This is a genomic window from Microbacterium maritypicum MF109 (assembly GCF_000455825.1).
Classification (GTDB): Bacteria; Actinomycetota; Actinomycetes; order Actinomycetales; family Microbacteriaceae; genus Microbacterium; species Microbacterium maritypicum_A.
In genome coordinates this window covers 411,065-423,823 of the sequence record NZ_ATAO01000206.1, presented here as the reverse complement: position 1 = coordinate 423,823, position 12,759 = coordinate 411,065, and the positions used below count along the sequence as shown (strand labels likewise).

Here is a 12,759-nt window from a genome sequence, read left to right as displayed (position 1 = left end):
GAGCCGAGGATCGACCCGGCATCGTCGGTAGGATCGATGACGGCTCGGGAACCCGTGCCACCGGCCAGAGCAGGAGTGTCCCCATGAGCGCTGAGCGCGTCGTCCTCGTCACCGGCGGAAACCGCGGTATCGGCCGCGCGATCGCGGAGCGTTTCGTGCGGGACGGATACCGCGTCGCGGTCACCGCTCGCAGCGGCGAGGGGCCGGAGGGGACTCTCACGGTCCGGGCGGATGTCACGGATGCGGCCGCGCTCGATGCGGCGTTCACCGAGGTGGAGCAGCAGTTGGGACCGGTGGAGATCGTCGTCGCGAATGCGGGCATCACCAAGGACACCCTGCTGATGCGCATGAGTGAAGACGACTTCGACAGCGTGGTCGCGACGAATCTGGGAGGCACGTTCCGCGTCGTCAAGCGTGCCTCAAAGGGCATGCTCCGGGCACGCTTCGGCCGCATCATCCTGATCTCGAGCGTCGTCGGACTCTACGGCTCCGCAGGCCAGGCCAACTACTCGGCGTCGAAGAGCGCCCTGGTCGGCTTCGCGCGATCGATCACCCGTGAGCTCGGCGCGCGCGGGATCACCGCCAACGTCGTCGCTCCCGGATTCATCGAGACCGACATGACCGCCGAGCTCCCCGAAGAGACCCAGAAGCAGTACAAGGCGAGCATCCCGGCCGCACGCTTCGCCACACCCGATGAGGTCGCGGGTGTGGTGACATGGCTCGCGGGTGACGACGCCGGGTACGTCTCGGGCGCGGTCATCCCCGTCGATGGCGGCCTCGGAATGGGGCACTGACCCCGAGACCGGTGTTCAGCGCGCGGTCGCCGCGTTGATCAGCGCACCGAGCCGTTCGGGCACGGAGAACTGCGGCCAATGGCCGGAGCCGATGCGCAGGACCTCGGCGTCATCGATCGACCGGTATTCGTCGGCGTACGCACCCCACTGGTCGATCATCTCGTCGAACGTGGCCTGATCGAGGCCAGCCATCAGCAGCGTCACCGGAACTCGATGGCGTGAGCGGTTCTCCAGGACGATGCCGTCGGTCGGCACCCTCGCGGGAACGCTGCGGGTGAGGCGAGTCGTACGCGCTCGGGTCGCGTCGTCGAGGTCGCTCACGTCCTCGTCCGGGAAGAAGCCCCAACCGGGGAAGGGCACGACCCCGTCCACGATCTCGAACTCGCTGATGCCGCTCCCGGGAGGGGGCGGCACGGTATCGACGAAGACGACTCGTTTCAGGCGCTCGGGGCGGGCATCGGCGACGCCCCATGCCACGTTGCCCCCGCCGCTGTGACCCACCACCACGATCTCTCCCTGCAGGGCGTCCACGGCATGGACGGCGGCGTCGATCCATTCGGCGATGCCGATCCCCGCGGAGATGGCGGCGGGCGCGCCGAGGCCGGGGAGGGTGAGGGGATGTGCGCGATGCCCGGCCTGTTCGAGGGCAGGGATCACCTCTTCCCAACTGGACGCATCGAGCCAGAGTCCCGGGATGAGGATGATGTCCATGAGCTGACGCTAGCGGTGGCGTCGGACTTTCACCACAGCGTTCCCTTACGGCAGCAGGGCGATGACCTCCGCCAAGTCCTGCGGGCCGATGACGAGGCTCGCGGCCTCCCGAACGGCGGGCTTCGCGTTGAAGGCGAGACCGAGACCGGCGACCGCCATCATCGGCAGGTCGTTCGCACCGTCGCCGATCGCGATGGTCGCCCGGGGAGCGACCCCGAGTTCCGCCGCCCACTCCCGGAGAGACAATGCCTTCGCCGCGCCGTCGACGATGTCACCGTCTACCAGGCCGGACAGCACGCCTTCTGCGGCGTCGAGACGGTTGGCTCGCCAGCGATCGACGCCGAGGGCCGGCGCGACGCTGTCGAGGATCTCGTGGAATCCTCCGGAGACGACGCCCACCACCCCGCCGCGGTCGTGGACGGCCGCAGTCAGCTCTCGCACGCCGGGCGTGGGCTCGATGCGCGCGCGGACGCGCTCGAAGGCCGACACCGGTACACCTTTCAGAGCCGCGACCCGCGAGCGCAGGCTCGTCGAGAAGTCGACCTCACCGCGCATCGCCGCTTCGGTGGCGGCCTGCACCTCGGCACGCCGCCCGGCTTCGTCGGCGAGCAATTCGATCACCTCGTTGCGGATGAGGGTGGAATCGGCATCGAGGACGACGAGGAAGCGCGCGCTGGTCACCCGTCGAGCCTAGCGATCGCTCGAGTGGTCGGTGTGCGGCGTGACGTGCTCAGCGGTCGATGAAGATGCCCTTGCCCACGACGGTGATGCCGGACTCCGTGACGGTGAAGCCGCGCGCCAGGTCGCGTTCACGGTCCACACCGACCGTCGCTCCATCAGCCAGCACCACGTTCTTGTCGAGGATCGCCCGGTGGATGCGTGCCCCCTGGCCGACGTGCACGTGGTCGAACACGACCGAGTCGGTGATGGTCGATCCTCCTCCGGCGAGTGTCCACGGACCGACCACGCTGCGTTCCAGGTGCGTTCCGGACAGCACCGAGCCGAGGGAGACGATCGAGTCGATCGCATTGCCGATCCGTCCGACCGAGTCCCTGACGAACTTCGCCGGCGGGGAGTTGACGGCCTGCGAGTGGATCGGCCACTCCATGTTGTAGAGGTTGAAGACGGGAAGCGTCGAGATGAGGTCCCGGTGCGCGTCGAAGAACGAGTCGATCGTTCCCACGTCCCGCCAGTACGACCGGTCGCGTGGAGAAGAACCGGGGACCTCGTTCTGCTTCATGTCGTAGTAGCCGGCCTCGCCGCGCTCGACGAAGTAGGGGACGATGTCGCCCCCCATGTCGTGCCCGGACACGGGAGACTCCCCGTCGGCCTCGACGGCGGCGATCAGCGCGTCGGCGTCGAAGATGTAGTTGCCCATCGAGGCGAGGACCTCGTGGGGCGAATCCTCGAGGCCCGCGATGTCGGTCGGCTTCTCGAGGAACTGCTTGATCCGTCCGGACTCCGCGTCGGCGTCGATCACGCCGAACTGCGACGCGAGCGCGAGCGGCTGGCGGATGCCGGCGACGGTCGCCTTGGCACCGGACTCGATGTGCGCCTCGAGCATCTGGCGGAAGTCCATCCGGTACACGTGGTCGGCGCCGATCACGACGACGATGTCGGGCTTCTCGTCGTTGATGAGGTTCATGCTCTGCAGGATCGCGTCGGCGGAGCCCGAGAACCACCGTTTGCCGAGGCGCTGCTGGGCCGGCACGGAGGTCACGTAGGAGTCGAGGAGCGCCGACATCCGCCAGGTCTGCGAGATGTGTCGGTCGAGGCTGTGCGACTTGTACTGCGTCAGCACCACGATCTGCCGCAACCCGGAGTTGATGAGGTTCGAGATCGCGAAGTCGATGAGTCTGTACTGTCCGCCGAAGGGCACTGCGGGTTTCGCTCTATCGGCCGTGAGAGGCATGAGGCGCTTGCCCTCGCCGCCGGCGAGGATGATCCCGAAGACCTTCTTTGGAGCGGACATGGCTCCACCATAGATGCCATCATCGTCGCTGTACTAGCGTTCAGACATGCGAGTTGAAATGATCACGAAGGAGTACCCGCCGGAGGTCTACGGCGGTGCCGGCGTGCACGTCGCCGAGCTCGTCGCGGCCCTCAGGGAGCACGTCGACGTGCGGGTCCGTGCGTTCGGCGCACCCCGTGACGAGGCGGGCACCTTCGCTTACCGCACGCCCGCAGAGCTCGCCGGGGCGAACGCCGCTCTGCAGACGCTTGGCACGGATCTGGAGATCGTGTCGGCTATCGCCGAGGCCGATCTGGTGCACAGCCACACCTGGTACGCGAACTTCGCCGGGCATCTCGCCTCGCAGCTGCACGGCATCCCCCACGTGCTCACGGCGCACAGCCTCGAACCCCTTCGACCATGGAAGGCGGAGCAGCTCGGCGGCGGCTACGCCGTCTCCAGTGGGATCGAGCGCCTGGCCTATGAGAACGCCGCAGCGGTGATCGCTGTGAGCGCGGGGATGCGTGCCGACATCCTGCGCAGTTACCCGCAGGTAGACCCGGCGAAGGTGCGGGTGATCCACAACGGGATCGACGTCGAACGCTGGCGTCCGGTACGCGACGACCAGTTCCTGCGATCGATCGGAATGGACCCTGCTCGACCGTCGGTCGTCTTCGTCGGTCGCATCACGCGGCAGAAGGGGCTGCCGTTTCTCCTGCAGGCCGCGCGTCTGCTGCCGCCAGAGGTGCAGCTGGTGCTCTGCGCCGGAGCGCCGGACACGCCGGAGATCATGGCGGAGGTCCAAGAAGGCGTCCGGCTGCTCCAGCAGGAGCGGGACGGGGTGATCTGGATCGAGCGGATGCTGCCGCGCGACGAGCTGTCGACGGTCCTGACGGCCGCGACGACGTTCGTCTGCCCGTCCGTCTACGAGCCCCTCGGGATCGTGAACCTGGAGGCGATGGCGTGCGGGGCGGCGGTCGTCGGGACCGCGACCGGTGGGATCCCTGAGGTCGTCGCCGACGGTGTGACCGGGCGTCTCGTCCCGATCGAGCAGGTTCAGGACGGCACCGGCACGCCGGTGGACCCTGACCGCTACGTCGCGGATCTGGCCGCCGTGCTCACGGAGGTGGCGATGGATCAGGATCGGGCACGCGCGTACGGCGAGGCCGGACGGGAGCGGGCGCGCGAGGAGTTCAGCTGGGCGGCGATCGCCGAGACGACGCGCGCGCTCTACGCGGAGCTGACCGCCTGAGCCGATAGGCTGAAGGCATGCCGAGCGCTCTGGAATTCACCGACGTCGTCGTGCGCCGTGAGGGGCGCAACATCATCGATCACGTGACCTGGAAGGTCGACGACGATCAACGATGGGTGATCCTCGGCCCGAACGGCGCGGGAAAGACCACGCTCCTGCAGCTGGCCGACACTCTCATGCACCCGACGTCGGGAACGGTGACGGTGCTGGGGGAGACCCTCGGCCGCACCGACGTGTTCGAGGTGCGCCCGCGCATCGGCTTCGCCTCGTCGGCCATGGCCAAGCGTGTGCCCCGGGACGAGACGGTTCTCAACACCGTGCTCACGGCGGCGTACTCCGTGCTCGGCCGCTGGAACGAGAGCTATGAGGCCATCGACGAGCGCCGCGCGCTCCGCGTCCTCGGCGACTGGCGTCTCGACCATCTGGCCGACCGCACCTTCGGCACCCTCAGCGACGGCGAGCAGAAGAGGGTCCAGATCGCGCGTGCCGTCATGACGGACCCCGAGCTCCTGCTTCTCGACGAGCCCACGGCTTCGCTCGATCTCGGCTCTCGTGAAGAGCTCCTCGCGCTCCTCAGCGGGTACGCGTCCTCGCCGACCACCCCGGCCATGCTGATGGTGACGCACCACGTGGAGGAGATCCCCGTGGGATTCACCCACGTGATGCTGATCCGGGACGGTGCCGTGGTCGCGGCGGGCCCGATCGCGGAGACGCTCACGGCCGAGGCTCTCAGCGACACGTTCGGCATGCCGATCGTGCTCAGCGGCGAGGACGGCCGCTACGCCGCCCGCGCAGCATCCTGATCCGGGTCTGATAGAATCGACCCTTGGTGCTCTCTGCACCGCAGACTTCCCTCGTCCCTGGCACAATCCAGGGCAGCAACTAAGGAATCCCATGAAGACTGACATTCACCCCGAGTACAAGGCTGTCGTGTTCCGCGACCTCGGTTCGGGCGAGACGTTCCTCACCCGTTCGACCGTGTCGAGCGACAAGACCATCGAGCTGGACGGCGTGGAGTACCCCGTCATCGACGTCGAGATCTCCTCGGCTTCGCACCCGTTCTACACGGGTAAGCAGCGCATCATGGACTCGGCCGGCCGCGTCGAGAAGTTCAACCAGCGCTTCAAGGGCTTCGGCGGCTCGTCCAAGTAACGATCGCCAACGAACAAGGCCCCATGCTCCTCGGAGCGTGGGGCTTTCTTCGTTCCCCGGCCGCTGCGTTCGCGGCCGTGCCCGAAACCTCAGAGGTCGAGTCGGATCCGGCCGTCGTCGATCGTGTCTGGAGGATCCCCCGGCGATGGTGCCGGGGCCGTCCGCTGCGTCTGGCGGTCGCGTTCGATACCCGCCTCGTGCGCAGACGGAGACCAGACGGCGTCGAATGCGCCGCCGAGTCCCCCTCCACTGGTCTCGTACTTCTTCTCGATCGGCACCCTCGAGAAGCCGAAGGCGATCACGACGATCACCGCCGAGACCAGGAGCAGCAGCACTCCGACCGTGACGAGCACGCCCACTCCCTGTTCCATGTGCTCCAGAGTAGGCGTCGGGTGGAGCGAGAGCATCCTCCTTCGGGAGGAGATGTTCAGCGGATGCGGCGACCGTGCGCGAGGTCGATGAGGCGCGACAGCACCGGTCCCGAACGCAGCCCGTTGTGCTCGTGCTCACTCGTCTGCCAGAGCTGCACCCCCGGGATGAGCTTCGCCGTCTCGAGAGAGAACTCATATGGCACGTAGACGTCGTTGACGTAGACCGCGGCCGCACCGGTCGCCTCCGACCCGGCGATCGCGGCCGCGTCGTAGATGCTCGGCCACTCGAACTCGGCGAGCTCGAGGGCGACCTCGCGCCATGGCCGGAACGCGGGCACCGTCTCGGCCCACTCGCGCCGGATGTGCTCACCTGTGAACAGCGTGGGGTCGTCGCGGAAGTCCGTGGGCTCGGTGCGCTCGGCCGACCACCGGGTCGCGTGCCCGTCCGCGTAGCTCGATTCGTGGAAGGCGAAGTACAGCGGGTTGCGGCCGTCGTAGGGCATCGCGTGCATCAGGTCGTATCGGAAGGCGTTTGAGGAGGGATCGCGCTCCAGAATCGACCACAGGGTCTGCCAGCCATCGTCGGTGCCGAGTGCCGATCCCACAGATCGGAGGCGTGAGCGGGAGACGACTTCTCCGTCGGGCAGGACGATGTCGCCGGCATCCGCCAGCTCGACGAGCCGTCGCATCACATCGCGGTGCTCTGGGAAACGGCGGTAGTAGCGTTCCGAGGCGTCGCGCATCTTGTCGTAGCAGAGCGCATACACGTCGTCAGGGTGCCGCCCCACGGCGCTGAGGCCTCCGGTGATGAAGACGTCCTCGAGGGAGGAGGCATCGGTGGAGAGGTACGCCAAGGTCGTGAAGCCGCCGAACGACTGTCCGAGCACGCTCCAGGTGGTGGCGCCCAGGTGCTCGCGCACGGCCTCGCAGTCGCGCACGATCGCGTCGGCGCGCAGATGCGTGAGGTGCTCGGCGACGGCGGCCGAGCCGCGCTCGAGGTCGCCGTCGCCCACAGGAGTGGACCGACCGGTCCCTCTCTGGTCGAGAAGCACCAGGCGATAGTGGGCGAGGGCCTCGTCGAGCCAGGCTGGCGATGTCGAGGAGTGGAAGGGGCGCGGAGCCTCATGCCCGGGCCCGCCCTGGAGGAAGACCAGGTAGGGGAGGGCGTCGCCGCCTTCGCGGGTGACCACGCGGGCGAAGATCTCGATGGTGCGGTGATCGGCCGGATCGCCCCAGACCAGCGGGACGGTGAGCGTGTGCTCTTCGACGGTCAGATCCTGCAGCGTGCGGACGATGGTGCTCATGTTCACATCACATTTCCGATATAGGAGTACTTGACGAAGACCTCCGAGGCGATGCCCGACTCCTCGAGCACGCCCTGCACCGCGGTCATCATGTAGTTGGAATCCCAGCCCATGTAGAGGAAATGACCCTCGTCGAGCTCATCCCACTGCCCCTTCCAGGCCATGTCCTGGTAGATCGGACCGCCGTGCGCGGCGCAGTACGCCAGGGCGGCCTCTCTCGTGTCGGTCCAGGCGCGACGGAAGACCCGATTGAACAGATACTTGACGTCGGGAACCTCCCATCGTTCACCGCGATACTCGACGTAATCGAACTCCCGCTCCCAGCCCGTCGGCCATCCGCGGCGACGGACCGCATCGAGGATCGGCGTCAGGCCGTCGTCATCGATCTCCGGCAGCGCGGGGCGCGCCCAGATGCGGATGAGGTCGGCTGTGAGCGCGATCGTGCGGCGGGTGATCGCCGCCGTGTTCCAGGAGCCGAGGTCGGTGAGATCGCGCGTGGCCGGCACGGAGCTGTGCGCGTAGGCTTCCGAGCGCTTGACGGGGAAGGAGGCACCGAACACCCGCTCCGTCAGCGACTGCTCGAGCAGGGTCAGATTGCCGAGGGTCGGAGCGAGGGCACGGTGGCTGTTCTGCTCGTCTTCGGAATAGTCGATCCACGATCGCTCCCCGTCGCCCGACCACGCATCTCCGGGTACGGTCGGGACGATGTGCTCGACGTCGAAGTCGTCGACGTCGTCGACACCTTCGAGCCGTCCCAGCACATACGCGGGGTGGGGGAGCTCGCTGTACTTCACGACCGCACTGACGCGCTCGTCGGAGGGCGTGATGCGCGCGAACGCCCGGGCGAGCGCATCGCGACCGTCGCGGCGCGCTCGGCACAGTCTGGCGACGAGTCTCTCCGCGGGCAGGTTCACGAGGGCGCGGCGGAGGGAGAGGGCCTGCAACCACTCCAACGTCTCGACGAACTCTGCGCGGTCGATCACGCCGCGCAGATGATCGCTGTAAGCGCTCATCACGAGCGGGTAAGAGGAGCGGCCGAACGTGTTGACGTGGCGCAGCTGCCGCGCGATCTCCGGGTCCTGCTCCCGCGACGGATCCAGCAGGGTGCCGTAGATCTCGGCGTAGTGCCGCCACTCGGCCGCGTCCGCCTGCAGATGGTCGACGTCGACGCGCGGGAACGACTGCCGGAAGGCGCTGTACACGCCGTGCTCGCCGTTCGCGGCGACCTCGCGTCCGGTGACGAGTACGAGGTAGTGCCGCCAGAAGGCACCGATCGCCTCGCCGGTGTGCCGTTCTATCGGAACCCAGAACCGGGCCTCGACGTCGACCTGTTCCGCGTGGCTGAGCCCCATCAGGATGTAGTTGTGGATGAGCTCGTGGTCGCGCAGCGGCTCGCCCGTCGAGTTCAGGCTCTCGAAGATCTGCTGTGCGTTCGCCTGCGCGCCGAGGGTGATCGACACGTGCTCGAGCTTCTGCAGCCCGCGCCAGATGGCCGGAACCTCGTCGACGTGGATCTGGCTGCGGAAGAAGGCGTAGTTGTCGTCGAAGCGCGACTCTCGGTCGGCGTCATCGCGTCGATCCAGGACCACGGACTCGTACAGGTCGGCCCAGGCATCGTGCGGGCGCAGCTTGGTGCGGTCCGGAGTGTCGGAGCGCACCAGCACGCGTTCGAGCGCTGCGGCCATGGCGCTGTCGGTATCGCGGATCGCATGATGCAGGGCGGCCACCAGCAGCATGAGAGTGGTGATGCGCTGTTGGCCGTCGATGAGGATCAGGTCGGAGTCGGCTGCGGAGCCGTCTTCGGCGGACAGGATCGAGCCGATGAAGTGACGGTGGGCATCGTCTTCGCCGGCGACCGCGCGGATGTCGGAGAGGAGACGTTCGCAGCCGCCGATGTCCCACCGGTACTGCCGCTGATACACGGGGACGACGATGGTCGTGCTCCCTGCCGCGAGCCATTCGATCGTGTTGACTGCTGTCGCCTCGACGTTGGTCGCGGTGCTCATGCTGGTGTCTCGTCCTCCCGTAGCGACGGGCGCCGAGGACTCGCCGGGCGCCCCGATCAGTCTATTCGGTTATGCACGGCCGACCTCCGAAGGGCTCCCGGACCACGCTGTTAGGCTTGCCTTATCAGGGCCTGTTAAAACGTGCTGGCCCCCGATGAAAGGAACATGACTCGATCATGGGTTACATCAAGTCCGCTGCCCTCGAGGAAAAGGGATTCGTCGTCCTCGACAGCTACAACCAGGAGCTCGACCCCAAGGAATGGCTCGACATCGAGTACAACGACTGGAAGTCGTCGGGTGACACCCGCTTCGCCCCTCTCGCCAGTGCCTTCGGTGACATCGAGTGCAACGGCTTCTGGAACCACAAGCCGCCGCGCACCGACAAGGATGGCGTCTGGATCGACTCGCAGACCGAGAAGGCCCCGAACCTGACGCGCCGCGCGCAGGAGCCGGGTGCCAACGTCGGCCGCTGCCGCGTGATCGAGCTGCAGCCGACCCCGTACGGCGACTGCCTCTACAACCTGCACCAGGATGACAACAACCGTCTGAACCCGGACGGCACGGGCTGGGTGGTCCGCGGCTTCTTCAATCTGACGGACGACAAGGACAGCTACTTCGTCCTGCGCGAGAACCGCACCGACCCCAGCATCGAGTACCGCATCGCCCTTCCGGCCGGTGCGCAGCTCATCGTCGACACGCAGCGCCTCTGGCACGCGGCCACGCACAACGGCACGGAGCCGCGCTACTGCCTCATCACCTCGTGGACCTCGGGCCCGGAGCTCGATGCCTACATCGAGAAGTACCACGGCACCGACGATGTGCCCAACTACGAGGTCGACCAGGAGACGCTGGAGTTCGGCTATGCCGAGCAGGCGCGCAAGGACGCCGCTCGTGCGGCGTACTACGCCGCCAAGGGCCAGCAGGTCAAGCAGGCCATGAGCGAGGCCTGATCCTCGTCAGATCTACGACCGATTGCGGTCCGAAGGCCCCGGTCCCCGTGACCGGGGCCTTCGTCATGGAATGACATGCTTGTGATTTCTGTGGATCTCGGCGAGAATGGGCGCACAACCGCATATTCTCGCCACTTCGTGGTTCAGGTCGTTGGGGAAGACGCACCTGATGAAACGGAGAGATCATGGCGACGGCTTACGCACGCGGAGTGGTGTTCATCCACTCTGCGCCTCGCGCGCTCTGCCCGCACCTCGAATGGGCGGTGGGTCGCGCTATCGGGCGTGCGGTGAACTTCGACTGGACCGAGCAGCCCGTCCTGGACGGCGCACGACGCGCGGAGTTCTACTGGGACGGCCCTGTCGGCACCGGAGCGGCTCTCGCGACCTCCATTCGCGGCTGGGAGCACCTCCGTTTCGAGGTGACCGAGGACCCGACGCCCCGCAGCGACGGCGGCCGTTGGCTGCATACGCCCGATCTCGGCATCCACTACGCCCAGACCGATGCCGCCGGCAACATCGTGATCGGTGAAGACCGCATCCGCTATGCGATGGAGATCGCCGCCGGGAGCGCGGTCGAGCTGCAGCGCGAGCTCGACATCGCCCTCGGCTCCGCCTGGGACGAGGAGCTCGAGCCCTTCCGCCATGCCAGCGACGATGCCAGGGTCGTCTGGCTCCACAAGGTCGGCTGAGCCGACACCACAGACCGGAACGGGGGAGGCGTGAGTATCGGATGCCGGTGAGTCATCCCGGACGCTGAGAAGACGTATCCCCGCTCCGCACGATGAGGACGCCGCCCCGGGAACGGGGCGGCGTCTTCGTCATCCGGATCAGATGACCGCGGAGTGTTGGAGTTCCGCAGTGCGCGATGCGCTTCCCTCGCGCACGTCTCCCCAGGCGAGGGTCAACCGCCGCATCGCCTCCGCCATCCGCTCGGGTGGGAGCGTGATCGGGATGCGCACCCGGCGCTCGAGCACGCCGCCCGTCGTGAAGCGGGGGCCGGGCGGAAGAACGAGGCGCCGCTCGCGCGCGGCGAGGGAGAGCGAGGTGGACAGTGGCGCGCCGATGTCGATCCACGCGGAGAGGCCTCCGGGCGTCGGCGGCATCCGGAACCCGGGGATACCGGCCACACCCGCCTCAACCGCCCCACGACCCGCGCGCAGGCGCCGGCGGACGTGCGCGCTGAGCGCCGGCATGTCGGAGAGCAGCTCGACGGCGATGCACTGCTCGAGCAGCGCCGTACCGAGTTCGAACGAGGGGCGCACCGCGAGCAGCCGCGCGATGACGGAACGCTCCGCGCGGACCCAGCCGATGCGCATCCCGCCCCATGCGATCTTCGACATCGATCCGACGGTGATCACGTTGGGGCCGCCCGCGGCCATGGGAATCGGTGCCCAGCCCCGGTCGATGTCGAGCTCGGTCGTCGTCTCGTCGACGATGAGGTGAGTGCCCACGTTGCGCGCGGTGGTCACGATGCGCGGCCGCTCGTCGTCGGGGAGGGTCGCGCCGGTCGGATTGTGGAAGTCGGGGATGAGATACGCGACATGAGGCCGGGAGCTCATCAGCGTCTCGTTCAGATGCCGCGTGTCCCACCCGTCGGCGTCCACCGGCGTGGGGAGAAGCCGGTACCCGTGGCGGTTCAGCGCCTCGAGAGCGTGAGGGAACGTCGGCTGCTCGACCAGGGCTCGCTCACCGCGCCGCCCGATCGCCGTGAGGATCAGGTTCACCGCGTTGAGAGCACCGGAGGTGATGATGATCTCGTCGGCCGACGTCGGAGCGCCGCGATCACGGAACCGCTGCGCGACGGCTTCTCGCAGCTCGGGAAGTCCACGCAGCGAGTATCCGCTGGTGCCGCGCAGCGCCGCGAGGCGGGGCAGCGAGCGCACCGTCGCGTCGTACAGGCCCGGGGTCGAGTCCATCGACGCGATCGACAGGTCGATGGAGTCGTCGTCGGCCTCCGCGCCCGGAGCGGTGTGGCCGTTGGGGAGCGTGACACGCGTGCTTCCGCCGTGCAGACGTGAGACGTAGCCGTCGGTCTCCAGCACGCCGTAGGCGCGGGTGACCGTCGAACGGGAACGGCGCAGCTCGACGGCGAGTGCACGCTCACTCGGCAGACGCTCGCCGACGGTGAGTCGGCCGTCGAGGATCAGTGCCCTGATCCGGTCCGCGAGCCCCGACGCCGTGGCGCCGGCCACGTTGTGCGCTCCGAGCTGTTCGACGAGTCGTGATCCCATACGTCCAGCATGACGCAAAGTGGCCTGATCTATGCAG

The 12,759-nt window shown here is 67.7% G+C and carries 13 protein-coding genes; 6 read left to right on the top strand and 7 right to left on the bottom strand.

Annotated features, from left to right (window positions below):
* Positions 1-83: 83 nt before the first annotated feature.
* Positions 84-794, top strand: coding sequence for a beta-ketoacyl-ACP reductase (locus tag L687_RS0121795; protein WP_031207704.1), 711 nt, complete (start codon positions 84-86; stop codon positions 792-794).
* 15 nt (positions 795-809) lie between these two features.
* Here L687_RS0121795 and L687_RS36290 read toward each other — a convergent pair whose 3' ends face one another.
* Genes L687_RS36290 through glgC form a run of 3 tightly spaced genes read right to left on the bottom strand, consistent with a single transcriptional unit; the run spans position 810 to position 3,477 of the window.
* Positions 810-1,505, bottom strand: a complete 696-nt coding sequence (locus L687_RS36290) for an alpha/beta fold hydrolase (protein WP_021200739.1) — start codon at positions 1,503-1,505, stop codon at positions 810-812.
* A 45-nt stretch (positions 1,506-1,550) separates the two neighbouring features.
* The gene (gene serB / locus L687_RS36285) at positions 1,551-2,186 is read right to left on the bottom strand and encodes a phosphoserine phosphatase SerB (protein ID WP_021200738.1); all 636 of its coding nucleotides are present in this window, start codon (positions 2,184-2,186) and stop codon (positions 1,551-1,553) included.
* A 49-nt stretch (positions 2,187-2,235) separates the two neighbouring features.
* A complete protein-coding gene (glgC, locus tag L687_RS36280; RefSeq protein ID WP_021200737.1) occupies positions 2,236-3,477 on the bottom strand; it encodes a glucose-1-phosphate adenylyltransferase in 1,242 nt (413 codons plus the stop codon).
* A 46-nt stretch (positions 3,478-3,523) separates the two neighbouring features.
* Between glgC and glgA the strand changes: the two genes are divergently transcribed.
* The 3 genes from glgA (at position 3,524) to L687_RS36265 (ending at position 5,860) form a co-directional block, all read left to right on the top strand.
* The gene (glgA, locus tag L687_RS36275) at positions 3,524-4,708 is read left to right on the top strand and encodes a glycogen synthase (RefSeq protein WP_029260256.1); all 1,185 of its coding nucleotides are present in this window, start codon (positions 3,524-3,526) and stop codon (positions 4,706-4,708) included.
* Positions 4,709-4,725: 17 nt separating this feature from the next.
* On the top strand, positions 4,726-5,511 hold the full coding sequence (locus tag L687_RS36270; protein ID WP_021200735.1) for an ABC transporter ATP-binding protein: 786 nt from the start codon (positions 4,726-4,728) through the stop codon (positions 5,509-5,511).
* Between the two features lie 91 nt (positions 5,512-5,602).
* Entirely contained in the window at positions 5,603-5,860 is a 258-nt protein-coding gene (locus tag L687_RS36265; protein WP_021200734.1) for a type B 50S ribosomal protein L31, read from the top strand.
* Positions 5,861-5,949: 89 nt separating this feature from the next.
* Here the strand turns inward: L687_RS36265 and L687_RS36260 are convergent, their stop codons facing one another.
* The 3 genes from L687_RS36260 to L687_RS36250 are packed head-to-tail and all read right to left on the bottom strand — an operon-like array spanning position 5,950 to position 9,541.
* Positions 5,950-6,231: a hypothetical protein gene (locus tag L687_RS36260; RefSeq protein ID WP_021200733.1), complete on the bottom strand. Its 282-nt coding sequence runs from the start codon at positions 6,229-6,231 to the stop codon at positions 5,950-5,952.
* Positions 6,232-6,287: 56 nt separating this feature from the next.
* On the bottom strand, positions 6,288-7,535 hold the full coding sequence (locus L687_RS36255) for an alpha/beta fold hydrolase (RefSeq protein WP_031207701.1): 1,248 nt from the start codon (positions 7,533-7,535) through the stop codon (positions 6,288-6,290).
* A 2-nt stretch (positions 7,536-7,537) separates the two neighbouring features.
* Positions 7,538-9,541: a DUF262 domain-containing protein gene (locus tag L687_RS36250; protein ID WP_021200731.1), complete on the bottom strand. Its 2,004-nt coding sequence runs from the start codon at positions 9,539-9,541 to the stop codon at positions 7,538-7,540.
* 176 nt (positions 9,542-9,717) lie between these two features.
* On the opposite strand from L687_RS36250, the gene L687_RS36245 reads away from it, so the two are divergent.
* Positions 9,718-10,491: a hypothetical protein gene (locus tag L687_RS36245; protein ID WP_021200730.1), complete on the top strand. Its 774-nt coding sequence runs from the start codon at positions 9,718-9,720 to the stop codon at positions 10,489-10,491.
* Between the two features lie 185 nt (positions 10,492-10,676).
* The gene (locus L687_RS36240) at positions 10,677-11,180 is read left to right on the top strand and encodes a DUF3145 domain-containing protein (protein WP_017830431.1); all 504 of its coding nucleotides are present in this window, start codon (positions 10,677-10,679) and stop codon (positions 11,178-11,180) included.
* A gap of 138 nt (positions 11,181-11,318) precedes the next feature.
* On the opposite strand, the gene yczR is transcribed toward L687_RS36240, so the two are convergent.
* Entirely contained in the window at positions 11,319-12,722 is a 1,404-nt protein-coding gene (gene yczR / locus L687_RS36235) for a MocR-like transcription factor YczR (protein WP_021200729.1), read from the bottom strand.
* Positions 12,723-12,759: the final 37 nt, after the last annotated feature.